Origin of the sequence: Nitratireductor kimnyeongensis (assembly GCF_019891395.1) — a bacterium.
Classification (GTDB): domain Bacteria; phylum Pseudomonadota; class Alphaproteobacteria; order Rhizobiales; family Rhizobiaceae; genus Nitratireductor; species Nitratireductor kimnyeongensis.
The window spans coordinates 631,379-649,689 of record NZ_CP078143.1 but is presented as its reverse complement, the minus strand read 5'-3'; the positions used below and the strand labels follow the sequence as shown (position 1 = coordinate 649,689).

The following is an 18,311-nucleotide window of genomic DNA, read 5'->3' as shown; positions in this document are numbered from 1 at the left end:
AGGGGCGGGCGCGAATGTCCCAGAACAGGTCTTTTGCATGAACGCCGCTCCTGACGCCGCAGCACGTTACTTCGATGCCATCGCATCCGCGCTGGAGGGTCTTGGCGTCTATTTCGGCGATCGGTCGGCCTCGCCGTTCCAATCGCACGGTCTCGTGGCCGAGGTCGTCTCACCCTATATCGGCCGGTTGGAGCGCTCTTTCGAGTGCTGGCAGAACCGTCTCGGTTTCATGGAAAAATTCCGCATCCAGCGCGCCGAGAGCGGCTATCCGGTCTTCCAGAGCGTGCTTGAACTGGAAAACGACCGGCGTCAGGCCGAGAAGCGTCTTGCCGGCATCTCCGGGCCGGACGAGCTGCGCGCCGAGATGGTCGATTTCATCCTGCGCCATCGCGAATTTCCGGCTGACCTGCAGCGTTCCATGGCCGAGCGGCTCTATCTGGAAGAGTTGAAGGCGGGCAATGTGTTCTCGCCCTTCATTTTGCCGGAAACGGTGCGCGTTTCGGTCAATCCGAAAACGAAACGGCCCTATTATCTGGTGCATTGGGGCGCTTTCGACGGAAATTCCAGCCTTCCCATGGTCTATATGGCGGCGGTCGAGGATTCTACGCCCGCCATGGTCAAGGCGCTGGTTTCCGACGATGGCAAACTCAACGAGGATGTCGAGATTGGCCTGCCGGTCGGAGGTCTGCTCAACCCGGAACTCGCCCACCGCTTCGATGATTTCGCCGAGAAAAACTCTGCCTATTCCCTCTCGCCGGCCACGATCGCCGGCAATCTCGACAAGGATTTCGAACATCTCCACCCCAAGCAGTTGCGCCGGGTGGTCCTGGGGCCGTTTTATACAGCCGGCATCACCGAGAACAACTCGACGGTCTCGGAAGTGCTGGGCAAGGTGCGCCGGCAGGAAAATGCGTGGCTTCTCACCTGGACGGTGCAAGAGGTCTATTCCAAGACCGAGCGCCCGGCGCGCAAGGGGTTGTGGTCCAGCCAACCGGCGCGGGAGGAGTTCTTCATCGACACGGATGATCTCGACGCTGCCCGCATGGGCGTGAGCGCCTATGAGCAGCACGCGCTCGTGCCGCACGAAGCCTATCAGGCGCTCTATGCCGCGGGCGAGGCACAGAAGATTTTCGATGGCTACGACGTGCACGTCATTTCGGGCGGGCGGGTGATCACGGATGTGTAGCAACTTCGCCCCGGCAGAAGGCTATGCGCCAGCGTTTGCGCCCCCTTCTCCCCGCCTGCGGGGAGAAGGTGAGGATGAGGGGCGGGCATCAGGGATGAAAGTTTGGCGAGGCATGGGCGCTTTTCCGCCCGAGACGCCGCATGCCCCTCATCCGCCTGCCGGCACCTTCTCCCCGCAGGCGGGGAGAAGGGCGATGGCCGCTGGCGTTATGCATCAGGGGCGGCCCCACTGCCCGAAAGATCAGGAGTTTCCATGGACACCGGCCTGACGACCATCGACGAGAAGGACATCGAGAAGCACCGGGCGACGGCGCAGAGCCTTGTGACGCGCTTTGTGGTGCTTCAGTCTGATGACGGCCGCTCCGGCACCGAGCTTGCCGGCACCGGGCGGCGTTTCGTGTCGACCGTCTCCACCGGCGCGCTGCGTCGCACGCGCGAAGTGGAACTGGCGAAAACCATCGCCGCCATCCGGCAGGGCGATCCGATGCTGTCCATTCCGCAGCACACGCTTCTCTTTCGCACGCGTCGCGGGGTGGCCGTGGCGCTGGCCGTTGCCGATGTCTTTGCGCGGTCAACCGAACTTGAAACTCTTCAGGAGCGCAACGCCCGCAGCCCACTCGAGGGTGAGGCCGCGCAGAGCTATCACGCGCTTCTGCAAGCTTCGGCCTATGTCGCCGCCTTCACGCTCTCATCCTATCTCCTGCAGATGCTCGACGCCGACAGCGAGCCGGTGAACGACACGGATGAACCGGATTTCCAGTTCGATACGCCGCAGGATGCGCTGAAAAGCGTTCTTGCCGCGCTCGATGGCGCGATCTCGGGTGCCGCCGACGACACTGCGATGACAGCGCGCGCCCGCGCGCTTGCCCGCGTCGCAATCGAGGGGCTTTTGCAGCGGCGCAGCCGTTTCACCGGTCTCGGCGCGTTCGAAGACACGCATATGCGGCTTGAGGTCGACGATTTTACGCTGGACGGGTTCGACGTCGCGCCGGGCAGCCGGCGCAAGCCGCTCGTCATGACATTCAAGAAGCCCAACGAAATCATCGGCAACCACATCGCCAAATATCAGGCTATGAAGCTCGCCAAGATGCTGATGGCCTATGATTTCGAGCGCCAGCTCAACCCTTTCGTTGAACTCGGCGGATTTCTGTTCACCTTCATCGGCGATGGCGCTCCGGGCACCGGCAAGACCATCCTGATCCAGATGACAGCTGGCCTTTTGAACGATTACTGTCAGATCGCGGGCGTGCCCTTCCACTATGAGAATTTCGGCGTCGACCAGATTTCCTCCTATCAGGGCAAGTCGGGGCAGAACTGCAAGCAGTTCGTCGAAAATGTTCTGAGCCCGCGCGCCATCGGTTTCGGCACCATTGACGACATCGATCAGGTGGCGGCCAAGCGCTCCGACGACCGGGCGTCCGCCGGTCAGCAGGAGGTGACGGGCGTTCTGATGGAGAGCTTTGCGGGCGCAGGCACCGTTGTGCGCGGCAATTGCTCCTTCGGCATGTTCTCCAACTATCCGGAAAATGTGGACGATGCGCTGCGGCAGCGCGCCGGCGCGCGCTGGCTTGTCGACGGGCCGCAGACTTTCGAGGATTATGTCGACATCTTCGTGCTTCTGGCCGGAAAGAACCATTCGATCCCGCTTGGCGAGCACGAGCCGTTTGCAACACAGGAAATCAAGCGCGCGGTCGAGACTGCCTTTGAGGCGCATTCGAAGCCGCAGGAAGAAGGGCTTTTGAAGGTCCATGAGCGCTTCCTGAACGATCGCGGCGAGCCGAAGACGCTGACGGATATCGGCGCCTATCTGCACGAGATCAAGCTGGCAGAGCCACGCTTCACCGGCCGCGCCATCAAGAACATCACCGACGCCATCAAGATGCGCGCCATGGACATCGATCTTCCGGACGAATGGTTCGAAACGCCCGATGCCTTTTTGCGCAAGGGCTACGATGAAAAGAAGGCGATGATCGCCGAGCTGCGCAGGCCATTCACGATGGACATGGTCATGCAGGAGGTCAACCGCTATGCGGATTCGGAGTTCCGCTATTCGGACCGGTCCGACGATGCGGCCGTCTCCACGATCGTCCGCGACCAGCGCCTGCGCGAACGCGCCCTGCGCGAGATCGAGGACATGAAGGCGAGGGGAACCTGGTGAACCTCCTCCGCGAAAACGATCTCATCTTCGGCCGCCTCCTGAAAATCGAGGAGCCGCATCTGATCGCGCGCTACAACAAGGCGCTGGAGGCCTTCGGCGTGCCGCAGACGAAGCTCGCCTCCTTCGAGGTCGACCGCACCGGCTTCTCGCCGCAGATTGCCGAGGAGCTGGACGACGAGCAGTATCTCGATCCCAACGGTGTCAACCGCCGCTTCATCATCCTCACCCCGGCGCAGATCGAGCTGCCTGTGGTGCACACGGCCTTCTCCAACACCTCGCAGCTCGTTTACGAATTCATGATGGCGAATGCGCGCGCCATCAATGCGATCACCATCAAGGATGTGGTCTATGGCGAGATCGAGGAACAGGTAAACCACGTGCGCGACATCGAGGATCTGCTCTCCATCGCGCAGGTGGAGTTCAAGGTTCTCTCTGCCGAGGACCTGCTCGGAAAGGCCGCGGAGCTTGGCCGGCTTGCTGACCGGGTGAAGCATGAGCCCGACGCCTGGCGCGATGATGAACTGCTCAACCGCATGGTCGCGCTGGCGCGTGAAACCGGCGACATCCGCGAAAACAGCCTCGTGCCCGAACAGGTCGTGTTCCGGCATGATGCCTATTGGACGAGCCATTTCGGCGGCATCTATATTTTTACCGATCCAGCCATGACGACGGTGATCGCCGATCCGGCGACGCCGGGCTTCCGCCGCTCGCGGCCCTGGCAGGTGAGCTATCTCTCGAAGGACGATCCGGCCCGCATCTTCCGCTTTCTGGCCGAGACGGGCCGCATCCAGCTGCCGCGTGCCTCGTGGATCGAACGCTCCAACTATCTTGCCCATCGCGGCGAAATGGTGCTGCTCGATCTGATCCGGTGCGAGGAGCCGGATACGGACTTCGCCCGCGTCGATCCGGTATGGCTGCAGACCTGGACGCACCGCAACGCGAAACTGGTCGCCGGCGAGGGGAGTGTTCCGTTGCTCAATGCGGCCGTGCGCGAGATCAACCAGACGGGAACGCTCAAGATCGAGGAAATCCCGGCGCGTGAACGCTTTTTCGTCACCCGCGCCGACCCCGCGCACAAGGATGCCTGGCTCACCAACCGGCTGATTTCCGATTTCGTGCCGTCCGATTTCATTGCCCGCTATGTTTTCAACAAGCAGGGTTTTTACCGCGATTATGAAACCTGGCCGGAACCCTGGCGCGAATATGTTGTGGCCCGGCTCAAAACCGCATATCTCATGGACAAACCGGCGCTGCGAAAGCGTCTTTATGGTCTTGAAGCCTGATCCTGGACCAAAAAACGCCTGAGGGAGGCGCTTCGTGCTCGATCCAATCGTTGATTTTTTCACCCGCGTGTTCCACTGGATCGGTCGGGGCATCGGGCTTTTGATTGCCTGGCTCCTCTGGCCGTTCATGGCTGCCGGGCGATGGTACACGCGGCGCGGCTGGATCCTCCGTGGCTCCATTGGCCTCGTCCTGTTGGCCATTGTCGGTTTCTATGGCTACTTCTTCTGGCAGACACAGGTCTGGACCGGTTTTGATCCCGATTATGTCGAGGAATACAAGCTTGATGCGCGGGCCGTTTCTGCCGGAGAGCAGACAGCAGCCACGCAGGGCGGCGAGACACGGACCTGCGGACGTTCAGCCATTGTCGACGTGACCGCGGACCTCACCGACTTCAATGTGAATGAGAACGCGTGGATCTCCTCCATGCTTCTCTACAAACTCGGCTTCTTTTTCGTGCTCGACTGGGACGACACGCCATTTTTCGACAACAAGGCGTCCTTCCAGCGCGGCATCAATCAGGCGACCCGCCGCAGTGCGATAGAGCTTGTCGATGCGCTGGGGCGCGTGCGCGGCACCTCGCAGATCGATCGCGACCTGCAGAATGCGCGCGGTGCACTCACCTTTGATGAGGAGACCTGGTATTTCGGCCTCAGCCCCTTTGGTCCCAAGACGCCGACGCCGAGCTTCTACCGTTCCGCCATTCGGGATCTGCGCAGTTTCAACGATCGTCTGGAAACCTGCGAGGCTGTGTTCGATGCGCGCGCCGACAATCTCATCCAGTATCTCGACCGCATCGCCAGCGATCTGGGCTCTACTTCCGATCTCCTGCGCCAGCGTTCGGAAAACTATAATTCGGGCTGGTTCGATACGCGGGCGGATGACCGGTTCTGGTTTGCCTATGGTCAGCTCTACGCCTATTACGGCCTGCTGAAGGCGGCTGGAGCTGATTTCGAGGATGTCATCAAGCAGCGCTCGCTCGGTTCGCTTTGGGATACGACGGAAGAGCAGTTCAGCGCCGCGCTCCAAGTGCAGCCCGCCATCATCTCCAATGGTCGGGAAGATGGATGGATCATGCCCACGCACCTTGCCACCATGGGCTTCTACATTCTGCGTGTGCGCTCCAACCTCGTGGAACTGCGCCTGGTGCTTGATCGATAGTCATCGCTACGACAGCGGCGGGCATGGATCCGGATTTCCCCTTGCTGGCTGTTGTTAGGGGCAAGTCCGCCTGTCGCAATCCACGCATTCTGCGCCTCTTTTGCGATGGTGGATGTTTTCAAATCGCGGCTTTATGCCTATCGGCACGCATTGCGTGCCACCGGGAGAGGGAATCATCGTCATGGCCGAAGTGAAATCCGATATCGAAATTGCCCGCGCGGCCAAAAAGAAGCCCATCCAGGAAATCGGAGCGCGGCTTGGCATTCCATCGGAGCATCTCTTACCCTACGGTCATGACAAGGCGAAGGTTTCTGCCGCCTTCATCGCCGAGGCCAGAAAGAACGACAATGGCAAGCTGATCCTCGTCACGGCGATCAACCCGACGCCGGCGGGGGAGGGCAAGACGACCACGACGGTCGGTCTTGGCGATGGTCTGAACCGTATCGGCAAGAAGGCGGCGATCTGCATCCGAGAAGCGTCCCTCGGCCCGTGTTTCGGCGTCAAAGGCGGCGCGGCCGGTGGCGGCCATGCCCAGGTTGTGCCGATGGAGGACATGAACCTCCATTTCACCGGCGACTTCCATGCCATCACCTCGGCTCACAATCTGCTCTCGGCGCTGATCGACAACCATATCTACTGGGGCAATGCCCTGGAGATCGACATTCGCCGCGTGGCGTGGCGGCGTGTCATGGACATGAATGATCGGGCGCTGCGCGAGATCGTCTGCTCGCTGGGTGGTGTGGCCAACGGCTTCCCGCGTGAGGCGGGCTTCGACATCACCGTCGCCTCCGAGGTCATGGCCATCCTGTGTCTTGCGACGGACCTCAAAGATCTTGAAAAGCGTCTCGGCGACATCATCATCGGCTATCGCCGTGACAAAAGTCCGGTCTTTGCCCGCGATATCAAAGCCGATGGCGCAATGACCGTTCTCCTGAAAGACGCACTTCAGCCCAATTTGGTGCAGACGCTGGAAAACAATCCGGCTTTTGTGCATGGCGGCCCCTTCGCCAACATCGCGCATGGCTGCAACTCGGTGATGGCGACGAGCACGGCGCTGAAGATCGCCGATTATGTGGTGACCGAAGCGGGCTTTGGCGCCGATCTCGGAGCGGAAAAATTCTTCGACATCAAATGCCGCAAGGCAGGTCTCAAGCCGGCTGCCGCCGTGATCGTAGCGACCGTTCGCGCGCTCAAGATGAATGGCGGCGTCAAGAAAGAGGATCTGGGCGACGAGAATGTAGCGGCGGTCAGGGCAGGCTGTGTCAATCTCGGTCGCCATATCGAAAACGTGAAGCAGTTCGGCGTTCCGGCCATCGTCGCCATCAACCATTTCCACACCGACACCGATGCAGAGATCGAGGCGGTGAAAGCCTATGTGGCGGAACAGGGCGAGGAGGCGGTGCTGTGCCGCCACTGGGCGGAAGGCTCAGCAGGTATCGAGGAACTGGCCCACAAGGTGGTGACGCTGGCCGAGAGTGGCGTTTCGCAGTTCGCACCGATCTATCCCGACAACATGCCGCTTTTTGACAAGATCGACACGGTGGTCAAACGAATCTATCGCGGTTCGGAGGCGATCGCAGACAATTCCGTGCTCAACCAGTTGAAGCAGTGGGAAGAGCAGGGTTATGGACATCTGCCGGTCTGCATGGCGAAGACCCAGTATTCCTTCTCCACTGATCCCAACCTGCGCGGCGCACCCACCGGCCATGTCGTGCCGATCCGCGAAGTGCGGCTGTCGGCAGGGGCCGGTTTCGTGGTCGCGATCTGCGGTGAGATCATGACCATGCCGGGCCTGCCCCGCGTTCCATCGTCCGAGCGGATATTCCTCAATGATAACGGCTTGATAGAGGGGCTTTCCTGAAAAGTGGAGTCTGTGGTGCTGGCGGGTTGCAAACCTGCCTGGCGCGTGCTCGCATAAGCACTCATTTAGTGAAGTTTAAGTAAACTTAAATGCCAGGCTTTTGCATGGGGTCCTCGATGTTCCCCAGTGGAGACACCGATGCTCACCATCAATCAGGTTTCGAAACGCAGCGGCGTGGCCGCATCCGCACTGCGGTATTATGAAGAGCGGGGACTGATCACCTCGGAACGTGCAGGTTCAGGCCACCGCCGCTATCAACGCGCGGTGTTGCGGCGTGTGGCGTTCATCGTCTTCGCGCAACGCGTGGGGCTTTCCCTGGACGAGATCAAGGCAGAACTCGACAAGTTGCCGACCGACCACGTACCCAAAGGTGACGACTGGGCTCGCCTCTCCGAAAGCTGGGCAAAGCGCATAGACGATAGGATCGCCGAGATGGAACGGTTGAAGCGCGGCCTTACCGAATGCATCTCCTGTGGCTGCCTCTCGCTGGAGACATGCGCTCTGACGAACCCGGCCGACCGGGCGGGACGGTCGGGGCCGGGGCCGCGTTATTGGGTGGGTGCCAAGGCGTGAGCGACGTTTTTCAGCTTTCCTTCACACGCCTTGTCCAGCTGCGCATGGCAATCGGTAGCCATTTGGAAAAGCCGGGCGAAAGCGTTTCGTATCGCTGCTTGAAGTCGTCGTGGCTTTCATAAATGTCGGCAAGCCCGGCGTAAGCGTCGTGTGAGCAGTCTCTACCCCACATCTGTGCCACCCAGGCATGGTGTCGTTGGATCAATGGATCAAGCGCCCGTGCTTCCGGCACCGTGCCGTCCTCCATTGTCTTCACGAGGACCGCCTCGATCCCCGCGAGCGCACTCATGCGCTCTTTCATATCCTGATCGCTGATTGCCTTTGCTGCCGAATCGCTTGCGGTGACTTTCTCGTGTGTTGAATCACCAAGGCGATCTTTCAGCCATGCTTCGTATTCGGCCTGTTTTTCGGGCGTCACGAAGCCCTTGTACAAATTCTCATATTGCATCGCACGTTCTCCTTTCAGATGGGCGATCGTGCGGTCGATCGTCCTGATGAGCTGGCGATAGCGCTTGGCTTCGGCCGCGAGATGGCTGCGTTGTTCATTCAGCGCTGCCAGACTGTCGAAGCGCGGATCGTCGAGAATGGAACCGATCGTCTCGAGCGGCATCCCAAGCTCGCGATAAAGGAGGATCTGCTGCAGGCGCAGCAATTCCGCCTCTCCGTAGTAACGGTAGCGGTTCTCGCCGACACGCACAGGTGAAAGAAGGCCTATGGCATCATAGTGGTGAAGGGTCCGGACCGAGACGCCGGCAAGCTTCGCCAAATCGTTGACCATCCATTCTTTCATCGCGCACGCCTCCGCAGGACCAAGGGATTAATCCCTCCCCTGTCGTGAGGGTCAAGCGGCACTGGGCCCCGGGTCATCGCCGTCGGAGTATTCGGGGGAATGTCGCGCAATCGCATCCGCATCATGAACAAGGCGCAGCGCCGGGCGCGCCACCGCGCGCATCTTTCGACGTGCTGCTTCCGGCTGATAAAGCACGTCTTCGAGCATGAGGTGCTCCGGGTGAGAGTTGCCGTGTCTTGGAAGAACGATGCTCTCGCCTGCAGCCAGCCCGATAAGCGCCAGCCCGCGCAATGTTGTCAGTGGCAATGTCAGCCCGACGAAGCCTTGTAGCTCGTCATGGCTGATGATGCGTGTCTGCGGTGTCTCGTCGCCCGTGCGGAAGCGCACGCGGCTGTTGAGCGTGACCACGTGTGCGGGCATATCCTCCCGGAAGATGACTGTAGCCGTTTCAAGTTTTGCGCGCAGAAGCGCGGCATAGGTTTCACTGAACCTGTGTCCGCGTTCCTGCAGAAATTCGAGGATAGTGAAGTCCTTGGTTGTCAAAATGCATCCCTGTCCGGTCCACACGGCAATCTCCTGCACGATCTCAAGCGCGGTTTCGGCGTCTTGGTATGGGAAACCGCGAACAGACAAATCCGCGCGGCCCTGAACGGCAGCGCAGCTCGAATGTCGGTCGTCTGGCCCCTGCGCCCGGGAATGACGCAGGGGTCAGGCTCCCGTCAGGAGATGTCCCGTGAAAAAGCGGAGATGCGGACTGAACATGATCGCAGGAAGTACGGCAGGGTCAGGCAGCGTTTTCTTCCTGGGTAACGCGCACCACGGTCAGCTTGTGGGTCTGGCCCGTGCGCGCGGCCCAGTCGATCGACTGGCCTTCCTTCAGCCCGATCAGGGCCGTGCCTACCGGAGTGGTGATGGAGATCCGGCCCTTTTCGATGTCCGCATCGCCCGGATAGACGAGTGTAACGGTCTTTTCCGGCCCGCCGTCTGCGGTGTAGACGACGGTCGAACCCATACGCACAATTGTAGCGGCAAGCGAGCCGTCGCGAACAACGCGGGCCCGGTCGAGTTCGGCCATCATGGTTTCCGAAACGTCTGGATTGCGGTCTTCCAGAGCCTCGGCCAACCCGGTCAGGCGTTCATAATCGGTTTCGGAAATCGTGATGCTCGGCTTGCGCCCTGTCTTCTGCTGCATTGGCTTGTCCATGCGTGTCATGCGGCATGCATCCATTGCACGCCACGAGGCTTCGATTGTCGTACGAATTTCTGTTGATGCGCCTCAGACCGTTTCCGCCGCTCACATGATCATTCGGATCAGATGGCGGAAGAGCGCCCCTCGGTTCGGAGGCGCACAGCACCGAACCGGGGGTCAGTATCCCGCAATGGGACATACCCGGAAAAAATCGGACATGTATTTTCGGTTCGTGCTCATACTTTAAACGTGGTGCCTGTGTGAGGCGATGTCAAGGCAATTGCGGTAAATGCGGGGGCGTTGTGCAGCACGGAATGATCCCGCAATCTGGAGGCCCACATCAGGACCGGTCATGCTTTCGGCCCTGCTCGAAAATCATCTTATTTGCGCAACAATCATGATGTTCGCATCCCGTGTGATACAAGGCAATCGGCGCGAAGGGGCAACTTGGACGATGAAGATTGAGCAGAACGGATTTTTTCGACAGGTTGCGCGACAGCGCGGAGCGCTTGCGCCGGTGATTCTTCTCCTGGTTTTGACACTTGGCTCGTTTGCCTTCTTTGCCATTGCCGACGAGGTCGCGGAGGGGGAGATGAAGGCGCTGGATGAAGCCGTCCTTCTGTCCCTGCGAAACCCTCTCGACGTTTCGGATCCGTTGGGGCCGTCTTGGCTGGAAGAGACCGCGCTTGAGATAACGGCGATTGGCGGCTATCCGGTCATCGTGCTGTCCCTTCTCGTGGTGACGGGCCTGCTTTTGGTGAGGCGGCGCTATGGTGCGGCCTTTTACGCGGTCCTGTCTGTCGGGTCCGGCGCATTGGTTTCCTATGGTCTGAAAAACTATTATGAACGCCCGCGTCCTGATCTCGTCGAGCATCTGGACGTCATTCACACGGCGAGTTTTCCCAGTGGTCACGCCACGGTCACCACCATTGCCTACCTTACTCTCGCCGCTCTCGTCGTCCGCTTTTTTCCCGACTGGCGGGTTAGGCTCTATGTGCTCGCCGTGGCGGTGTTCATTTCGTTCATTGTCGGCATGAGCCGGGTCTATCTGGGCGTGCATTGGCCGAGTGATGTGGCCGCCGGATGGGCGCTGGGCGCGGCATGGGCCAGTTTCACATGGCTCTGTCTTAGCCTATTCGCGCTCTATCGTGGCAGGCGACTGCCCAATGGCTCAGGAAAGCAGTTGCGTGAAAGCGCAGTCGAGGCTATGGAAAAGCCATGACGAAGATTTCTTGCGCAAAACTCTGGTGGTGGGTCCGTTAACAGCGGCCAGCCGTGCAGTGTGCGCGTAGAAAAGACCATGGCCGCAGGTGAAAACCGGGCGGCCATTTTTGTCTGCGCTTCCCGGCGATGCCTGAAACAGGGAGCATGAGATGAGCCTGGAAGTTCTGGATAACGGCGCTGAGCGTTTTACAACCGCTGGCGGTATCACCATCACGCGAAGCCGTGTGGAGACGGCCTATGAAGGTGCTATCGACGCCTATATCGATGCACTGGATGAGCGTCGTGGTGCTGTTTTCTCCTCGAATTATGAGTATCCGGGCCGCTACACCCGCTGGGACACGGCGATCATCGACCCCCCACTGGTGATCTCTGCACGTGGCCGCGACATGAAGATCGAAGCGTTGAACGACCGCGGCAAGACGCTCATGCGCCTCATGACCGGGCGGATCGAAGGCCTGGAAGATGTCACCGTGCACAAGCGCGACGATAGCCACATTGCGCTGATGGTTGCCGAGCCCGACCGTGTGTTTTCAGAAGAAGAGCGTTCCCGCGTGCCGACGGTCTTTACCGTATTGCGCGCGATCACCGATCTTTTTCACACCGATCACGACGCCAACCTGGGGCTCTATGGGGCCTTCGGCTACGATCTCGCTTTCCAGTTCGATCCGATCAGGCAGAGCCTCAAGCGCCCGGAAAGCCAGCGCGATCTCATTCTCTATCTCCCGGACGAAATCCTGGTGGTTGACCATCACGCCGCGAAGGCCTGGCACGACCGATATGATTATGCACGAAGTAATGTCTCGACGGCGGGCCTGCCGCGTGATGGCTCACGGCAGCCTTTCAAGACCGCCGATCAGATCCCGCCGCGCGGTGACCATGAGCCCGGCGAATATGCCCGTCTGGTGGAAAAGGCGAAGGAGAGCTTCCAGCGCGGGGATCTTTTTGAAGTCGTGCCTGGTCAAATGTTTCTGGAGCGCTCCGAGCGCCGTCCCTCGCAGATCTCGCGCCGTCTGAAGGAGATCAATCCCTCGCCCTATTCCTTCTTCATCAATCTGGGAGAGCAGGAATATCTCGTCGGTGCATCGCCGGAGATGTTCGTGCGGGTCAATGGAAGGCGTGTCGAGACCTGCCCGATTTCAGGTACGATTCGGCGGGGTGATGATGCCATCGCAGATGCCGAACAGATCATCAAACTCCTGAATTCCAAGAAGGACGAGTCCGAACTGACCATGTGCTCGGATGTCGACCGGAACGACAAGAGCCGTGTGTGCGAGCCGGGTTCCGTACGTGTCATTGGTCGCCGCCAGATCGAGATGTATTCGCGGCTCATTCACACGGTCGATCACATCGAGGGGCGGCTGCGGGAGGGTATGGACGCATTTGACGCGTTCTTGAGCCATGCCTGGGCCGTCACGGTGACGGGTGCGCCGAAGTTGTGGGCCATGCGGTTCATCGAAGAGAACGAGAAGAGCCCGCGCGTCTGGTATGGTGGCGCAATCGGCATGGTGCATTTCAACGGCGACATGAACACCGGCCTCACTCTGCGCACCATTCGCATCAAGGATGGTGTCGCTGAGGTGCGGGCAGGGGCGACGCTTCTGTTCGATTCCGATCCGCAGGAGGAAGAGGCCGAAACGGAGCTCAAGGCGTCGGCCATGCTGTCGGCGATCCGCGATGCCGGGAAGACAAACATGGAAGACGAGACGCGCGCCGGTGCCCGTGTGGGTGAGGGGGTGAAGATCCTGCTCGTGGATCACGAGGATTCCTTCGTGCACACGCTTGCGAATTATTTCCGCCAGACGGGCGCGGAGGTGTTGACGGTGCGCTCGCCGGTCGCCGATGAGGTGTTCGACAGGGTGGCGCCGGATCTGGTGGTTCTCTCGCCCGGACCCGGTCGGCCGGAGGATTTCGACTGCAAGGCCACCATCGCCAAATCGCGCGCGCGCAATCTGCCGATGTTCGGTGTGTGCCTTGGCCTTCAGGCGCTTGTCGAAGCCTATGGCGGTGAACTGCGCCAGCTTGCCGAGCCGATGCATGGAAAGCCCTCGCGCATCCGTGCCAGTGGAAACAGCCTCGTGTTCTCGGGCCTGCCGTCAGAAGTGACTGTCGGCCGCTACCATTCCATCTTTGCCGATCCGGTACGCATGCCGTCCGCCTTCGTGGTGACTGCCGAAACGGAGGATGGCGTGGTGATGGGCATAGAACATGAGGATGAGCCTGTTGCGGCCGTGCAATTCCATCCCGAATCGATCATGACGCTCGGACAGAATGCAGGTATGCGCATGATCGAGAATGTGGTGGCGCACCTGCCGCGCAAGGCGCGGGTGAAAGCGGCCTGACGCATTGGCCATATGGGTTCCCGCCGGAGTTGGCCGGGAGGGATGGAAAGGAACCGCCATGCCGTCGAACGGCAAGCTTCAGCGCATAGCGATGTGGTCCATCATCGTGGCGCTCGGCATTTTCGCCCTCAAGCTTGCCGCATGGTGGCTCACCGATTCTGTGGCGCTGTTTTCCGACGCGATGGAATCTGTGGTCAACGTCGTTGCCTCATGCGTTGCGTGGTATGCGCTGCGCATCGCGCACACGCCGGCGGACGAGAACCATCCCTTCGGCCATCACAAGGCAGAGTATTTCTCCGCCGTTCTGGAAGGCGTTCTCATTGTCGTCGCTGCGCTTCTGATCATCCATGAGGCGTGGACGGTTCTGTTCGACCCGCGCCTGCTTGACGCCCCCGTTCTCGGTTTGCTGGTAAACGGAGTGGCCGCGGTCGGAAACGGCCTTTGGGCATGGCTGCTCATCTCGACAGGGCGAAAGGCACGTTCGCCGGCGATGGTGGCAGACGGGAAGCATTTGTGGACCGATGTCGTCACCTCGGCCGGCGTAATCCTGGGGCTTATTCTCGCGGTGGCCACCGGTTGGTATTGGCTTGATCCGGTGATGGCGCTGGTGGTTGCGGTGAACATTCTGTGGCACGGGTGGCATCTGGTGGGCGATTCCGTCCAGGGGCTCATGGATGTGTCGGTGGAGCCGGAGGAACTGGCCAAAATCGAACGCGTGATCGTGGAGAATGATGAAGGTTCCATCGAATTCCATGATCTCAAGACGCGTGAAGCGGGCAGAGCCCGCTTCATCGAGTTTCATTTGGTGGTGCCGTCAGACATGACCGTTGAAGCCGCGCATCGCATCTGCGACCGGATCGAAGGTGCGCTCGCCAAAGCCCAGCCCGGTGCTGAAGTCACCATTCATGTCGAGCCCGAGCACAAGGCGAAATTCTGCTGATCAGGAACGGTCGATGCCTTTCTCCAGCACGTCAGGATAGGTTTTCACGATTTCCTGCACTTCATCGCTATAGTCTTCCATCTGCTGGATCTTCCGGATCTCGATGGTCTCATTGGGGGCGCCGGGGCAGCGCTTCGCCCATTCAAGGGCATCGTCGAATGTTGGAACATTAATGATCCAGAAGCCGCCAAGCACTTCCTTGGCCTCGATGAATGGCCCGTCGATCACCACCGGCTCGCCGCTGGCAAAGGAGACCCTTGCACCCGTAGACGGCGGATGCAGTCCTTCCAGCGCTTCCAGCACACCGGCAGCACGGAGTTCTTCATTGTAAGCCATCATCTTGGCCACGGCATCGGCGGGCAGATCAAGCTCCGGTCCGGCGGTCTCGTATCCCTTGGGGATCATCAGCAGCATGTAGCGCATTTCGGGCTCCTTTCTCGCCTCTGTTCCCACCCAGGACGGATGAGGAAGAGACATCCCGACAAGCTCGTTGACTTTGTTCGGCGAACCCGAACCTCCGCAACGCTATCGCAAGTCCGGCGTCTGTACCATTTTCGGTGTCGTACCAGGCACAAGCGGTCGGATCCGCCCTTCGTCATGTCGACCTCGCAGAGAAGAGGGCGAGAGTGAACCGCCTTGCGGGGCGGGGCGGGGAGCCAATCTTGTCTCAAGAGCCGCAACGGCTAGTCGCAGACGTTCCCATCCGCGACCTCATCCTGTATGCCGTGCCGACAGACAGTCAGGACGCTCGTTCATGGATTCCACGCCGCCACCCTCTTTCGAAGGCCCGCTTACACGTCTCGTTCCTGTTGCCCAGTGGCCGGTTCTCCTAGCGTTCACTGTCGGTTTCGCCGGTTTAATGCTTTTCGGCGAGCTTCCTGCAGCACTTCTTATCGGGCCCATGCTGGCTGCCGTTCTTGCAGGTGTGCTTGGGGCGAAAATACGTGTGCCAGGATTGGCCTTTGCCTGCGCGCAAGCTCTGGTGGGCTTGCTGATTGGCGGGTCTCTCGAGCCGGAAATTCTCGCCTCCTTTGCCGATATCTGGCCCATTCTCATTCTGGCGGTGGTGACAACCGTCTCGGCAAGCAGCCTTTTGGGCTTTCTCGTAAGCCGATGGAAAATCCTGCCGGGCACAACGGCTGTGTGGGGCTCCGCGCCTGGCGCGGCGACTGCCATGGTTCTCATGGCGGGGGCCTTCGGTGCCGATCAGCGGCTCGTTGCGTTCATGCAATATCTTCGGGTCATCTTCGTCACTGTCGCTGCGGCATTCATAGCCCGGTTCTGGGTGGATGTATCGAGTGTTGATGCGCCTGGTATCGTGTGGTTTCCGCCGGTCAATGGTGAAGGGCTGTTCATCACCGCGCTTCTGATGGTGGCTGGGGCGATAGTGGGGCGGGTGCTGCGTTTTCCCTCCCCCTATTTCCTGGGAGGGCTTCTCGTGGGTGCACTGGCGCATCTGGGCGGTGGACTGGCGTTGGAGCTTCCACCCTGGCTGATGGGGGCTGCCTATCTCACCGTGGGCTGGAGTATAGGTCTCAAATTTGATCGCCCGCTTCTGGCCACCGCCATGAAAGCGATGCCACAGGTAGTGCTGTCGATCGTCGCGCTGATGTTGTTTTGCGGCGGGCTCGCCTGGTTCCTGCATGTGGAATGGGGCATCGATCCGCTCACTGCCTATTTGGCCACGAGTCCCGGCGGCATGGATTCGGTTGCAATCATCGCAGCCGCTGCCTCGCAGAACGTGAACCTCTCCTTCATCATGGCGGTGCAAATGGCACGTTTTCTCTTCGTGCTTTTGGCAGGCCCGCCCATAAGCCGCATGGTGGCGCGTTGGGCGGGGCCTTAGGTGCGCTGCATCAGGCGCCGCTATAGACCTGAGTCCAGAAATCCATATAGGTCGCCGGCGGTTCGGGCGATGTCATCATCTGCTGACTGAAATAGATGCCGATGATCCCATTGGCGGGGTCGGTGTATGCGGTTGTGCCATAGCCACCGTTCCAGCCGAAGCTGCCGGGCGTGAGCCATGGTCGCGTCTTCTTCAGCCCGACCGAGACTCCAAGGCCCCAGCCAGCCCCTCCGTCCTCCATGAACATATCGGCATGGGGACCGGTCTTTTGTTGCGGTGTCAGTTGATCCCGCGTCATCTCCTCGATGGTCTCAGGCTCGAGATAACGCCTGCCATCCAGTTCGCCTCCATTCATCATCATCCGGGAGAATGCGAGATAATCATCCACCGTGGTGGCCAGACCTGCAGCTCCGGAATCGAGCGGTGGCGGAGCACTGAAATCGATGCCGTCTTCCGGGCCGTATGCCTTGATGTCCATGGTGCCGTTCGTGAAGTCGGGGCCGTGGAGAGGTGGAAGCCGGTGCTGCTTTTCCGGTGGCACGAAAAAGTCCGTGTCTGTCATGCCCAACGGCTCGAAGAGCCGCGCTTTCATCAATGCGCCCAGCCGTTCCCCCGTCGCCCGCTCGATCAGGATGCCGGCAACATCAAGACCATTGTTGTAAAGGAATTTTTCTCCCGGATGCGCTGCGTGCGGCAGCTCGCCGAGCTTTTGCATATAGGTATCCGACGACATTTTCGGCAGGATCCAGCTTGGCGCGATGCCGGCTTCTCGCATCGCCAATTGTATGGGACAGGCCTCAGGGAACACCATGATGGCGCCGAGACCGAAAGTCATCGTGAGGAGCTGTCGCAGCGTCACCGGTCCGTTTGCCGGCACGGTGTCATCAAGCGGCCCGTCGATCCGTTTTAGGACCCTGCGGTTCGCCAGCTCCGGCAAAAGACCGTCCACGGGGCCGTCCAGCGTCAGAAGGCCTTCCTCCACCAGCATCATCGCCAGCACTCCTGTCACCGGTTTGGTGATCGACGCTACCCGAAAGATCGTATCCCGCGCCATCGCTGCGCCGGCGTCGTTCATCTCGAAGGTTCCTGCGCTGGACACATGTATCCGTTCTCCATGGTGGACAAGCCATGTGGCCCCGGCAATTTCGCCCGCTTTCACACGCGCGCTCATGGAATGATCGAGGGCTTTGAGGGCTGCCTCTGTTGGTGTCGGGGTGGGCATGGCTTGGGATCTCCAAGGCAGGTTGGGAAGGGAAATGAGCGCCGCAGCACCGGCAAGGAGGGTGCGGCGGGTGCGGTCAGGTTTGCCATTCTTCATGAGGTTACGCTACCGGCGGCGTCAATGTCGGTTTGTTGTCGAGGGGATCCATGTGGAAATAAGGTTCGGCCTCAGACAGGGTTCGCGCATAGCTTGGACGCTCCATCAGGCGGGTCAGATAGGCTGCCAATGCCGGATGCCCATCGTTGAGCGCAACAATGTTGTTGGCATAAAACAGCGCAGGTGCCGCGGAGCAGTCTGCAAACGAGAACTGGTCGCCCAGCGCCCAGCGCTTGCCTTCCAGGCGCTTTTCCAGAAACGCGTAGGCTGTTTTCAGCCCGGATATTGCTTCGTCGACCCCGAAAGGATCGCGCTTCTCCGCAGGGCGAAGCAGATCCCCCCACGACCTTCTGCAGGCGCTGGTGGACGTAGTTGCCGAACAGCCGGTCGAGCATCCCAGCCTCAAGGGCTTGCTCGGGATCCGCCGGAACAAGGCGCGTCGGACC

The 18,311-nt window shown here is 60.2% G+C and carries 16 protein-coding genes; 10 read left to right on the top strand and 6 right to left on the bottom strand.

Annotated features, from left to right (window positions below; translation table 11 throughout):
- Positions 1-37: 37 nt before the first annotated feature.
- The 6 genes from KW403_RS03030 (at position 38) to soxR (ending at position 8,219) form a co-directional block, all read left to right on the top strand.
- Complete coding sequence (locus KW403_RS03030) at positions 38-1,186, top strand: hypothetical protein (RefSeq protein ID WP_223021289.1); 1,149 nt, start codon at positions 38-40, stop codon at positions 1,184-1,186.
- A 252-nt stretch (positions 1,187-1,438) separates the two neighbouring features.
- Positions 1,439-3,343 (top strand): AAA family ATPase, encoded by a 1,905-nt coding sequence (locus KW403_RS03025; protein WP_223021288.1) that lies wholly within the window; start codon positions 1,439-1,441, stop codon positions 3,341-3,343.
- A complete protein-coding gene (locus KW403_RS03020) occupies positions 3,340-4,626 on the top strand; it encodes a DUF6638 family protein (RefSeq protein ID WP_223021287.1) in 1,287 nt (428 codons plus the stop codon). The genes KW403_RS03025 and KW403_RS03020 overlap by 4 nt, the downstream gene beginning before the upstream one ends.
- Positions 4,627-4,660: 34 nt before the next feature.
- Complete coding sequence (locus KW403_RS03015) at positions 4,661-5,785, top strand: DUF2333 family protein (protein ID WP_223021286.1); 1,125 nt, start codon at positions 4,661-4,663, stop codon at positions 5,783-5,785.
- Positions 5,786-5,966: 181 nt separating this feature from the next.
- Positions 5,967-7,646, top strand: coding sequence for a formate--tetrahydrofolate ligase (locus tag KW403_RS03010; protein ID WP_223021285.1), 1,680 nt, complete (start codon positions 5,967-5,969; stop codon positions 7,644-7,646).
- 138 nt (positions 7,647-7,784) lie between these two features.
- Complete coding sequence (soxR, locus tag KW403_RS03005) at positions 7,785-8,219, top strand: redox-sensitive transcriptional activator SoxR (protein WP_223021284.1); 435 nt, start codon at positions 7,785-7,787, stop codon at positions 8,217-8,219.
- A gap of 10 nt (positions 8,220-8,229) precedes the next feature.
- On the opposite strand, the gene KW403_RS03000 is transcribed toward soxR, so the two are convergent.
- The 3 genes from KW403_RS03000 to rnk all read right to left on the bottom strand — a co-directional run bounded on the left by KW403_RS03000 (position 8,230) and on the right by rnk (position 10,201).
- The gene (locus KW403_RS03000; RefSeq protein WP_223021283.1) at positions 8,230-9,009 is read right to left on the bottom strand and encodes a MerR family transcriptional regulator; all 780 of its coding nucleotides are present in this window, start codon (positions 9,007-9,009) and stop codon (positions 8,230-8,232) included.
- 51 nt (positions 9,010-9,060) lie between these two features.
- Complete coding sequence (locus KW403_RS02995; protein ID WP_246637872.1) at positions 9,061-9,552, bottom strand: GreA/GreB family elongation factor; 492 nt, start codon at positions 9,550-9,552, stop codon at positions 9,061-9,063.
- Positions 9,553-9,793: 241 nt separating this feature from the next.
- On the bottom strand, positions 9,794-10,201 hold the full coding sequence (gene rnk, locus KW403_RS02990) for a nucleoside diphosphate kinase regulator (protein WP_223021282.1): 408 nt from the start codon (positions 10,199-10,201) through the stop codon (positions 9,794-9,796).
- Positions 10,202-10,652: 451 nt separating this feature from the next.
- Here rnk and KW403_RS02985 point away from each other — a divergent pair, with 451 nt between their 5' ends.
- The 3 genes from KW403_RS02985 (at position 10,653) to KW403_RS02975 (ending at position 14,701) form a co-directional block, all read left to right on the top strand.
- Positions 10,653-11,420: a phosphatase PAP2 family protein gene (locus KW403_RS02985; RefSeq protein ID WP_223021281.1), complete on the top strand. Its 768-nt coding sequence runs from the start codon at positions 10,653-10,655 to the stop codon at positions 11,418-11,420.
- Positions 11,421-11,571: 151 nt separating this feature from the next.
- On the top strand, positions 11,572-13,761 hold the full coding sequence (locus KW403_RS02980) for an anthranilate synthase (protein ID WP_223021280.1): 2,190 nt from the start codon (positions 11,572-11,574) through the stop codon (positions 13,759-13,761).
- A 58-nt stretch (positions 13,762-13,819) separates the two neighbouring features.
- Complete coding sequence (locus KW403_RS02975; protein WP_223021279.1) at positions 13,820-14,701, top strand: cation diffusion facilitator family transporter; 882 nt, start codon at positions 13,820-13,822, stop codon at positions 14,699-14,701.
- On the opposite strand, the gene KW403_RS02970 is transcribed toward KW403_RS02975, so the two are convergent.
- Entirely contained in the window at positions 14,702-15,124 is a 423-nt protein-coding gene (locus KW403_RS02970; RefSeq protein ID WP_223021278.1) for a YciI family protein, read from the bottom strand.
- 331 nt (positions 15,125-15,455) lie between these two features.
- Between KW403_RS02970 and KW403_RS02965 the strand changes: the two genes are divergently transcribed.
- Positions 15,456-16,547, top strand: a complete 1,092-nt coding sequence (locus KW403_RS02965; protein ID WP_223021277.1) for an AbrB family transcriptional regulator — start codon at positions 15,456-15,458, stop codon at positions 16,545-16,547.
- Positions 16,548-16,557: 10 nt separating this feature from the next.
- Here the strand turns inward: KW403_RS02965 and KW403_RS02960 are convergent, their stop codons facing one another.
- Positions 16,558-17,769, bottom strand: a complete 1,212-nt coding sequence (locus tag KW403_RS02960; protein ID WP_246637871.1) for a serine hydrolase domain-containing protein — start codon at positions 17,767-17,769, stop codon at positions 16,558-16,560.
- A 100-nt stretch (positions 17,770-17,869) separates the two neighbouring features.
- Positions 17,870-18,271 (bottom strand): glutathione S-transferase family protein, encoded by a 402-nt coding sequence (locus KW403_RS19315; protein ID WP_246637870.1) that lies wholly within the window; start codon positions 18,269-18,271, stop codon positions 17,870-17,872.
- Positions 18,272-18,311 lie beyond the last annotated feature (40 nt).

Excerpts from the sequence above, each read along its gene's own strand:
- KW403_RS02980 (WP_223021280.1), top strand. The coding sequence starts at position 11,572 with ATGAGCCTGGAAGTTCTGGATAACGGCGCTGAGCGTTTTACAACCGCT.
- KW403_RS03000 (WP_223021283.1), bottom strand. The coding sequence starts at position 9,009 with ATGAAAGAATGGATGGTCAACGATTTGGCGAAGCTTGCCGGCGTCTCG.
- KW403_RS02960 (WP_246637871.1), bottom strand. The coding sequence starts at position 17,769 with ATGCCCACCCCGACACCAACAGAGGCAGCCCTCAAAGCCCTCGATCAT.
- KW403_RS03030 (WP_223021289.1), top strand. The coding sequence starts at position 38 with ATGAACGCCGCTCCTGACGCCGCAGCACGTTACTTCGATGCCATCGCA.
- KW403_RS03010 (WP_223021285.1), top strand. The coding sequence starts at position 5,967 with ATGGCCGAAGTGAAATCCGATATCGAAATTGCCCGCGCGGCCAAAAAG.
- KW403_RS02975 (WP_223021279.1), top strand. The coding sequence starts at position 13,820 with ATGCCGTCGAACGGCAAGCTTCAGCGCATAGCGATGTGGTCCATCATC.
- rnk (WP_223021282.1), bottom strand. The coding sequence starts at position 10,201 with ATGCAGCAGAAGACAGGGCGCAAGCCGAGCATCACGATTTCCGAAACC.
- KW403_RS02970 (WP_223021278.1), bottom strand. The coding sequence starts at position 15,124 with ATGCGCTACATGCTGCTGATGATCCCCAAGGGATACGAGACCGCCGGA.
- KW403_RS02985 (WP_223021281.1), top strand. The coding sequence starts at position 10,653 with ATGAAGATTGAGCAGAACGGATTTTTTCGACAGGTTGCGCGACAGCGC.
- KW403_RS03025 (WP_223021288.1), top strand. The coding sequence starts at position 1,439 with ATGGACACCGGCCTGACGACCATCGACGAGAAGGACATCGAGAAGCAC.
- KW403_RS02965 (WP_223021277.1), top strand. The coding sequence starts at position 15,456 with ATGGATTCCACGCCGCCACCCTCTTTCGAAGGCCCGCTTACACGTCTC.
- soxR (WP_223021284.1), top strand. The coding sequence starts at position 7,785 with ATGCTCACCATCAATCAGGTTTCGAAACGCAGCGGCGTGGCCGCATCC.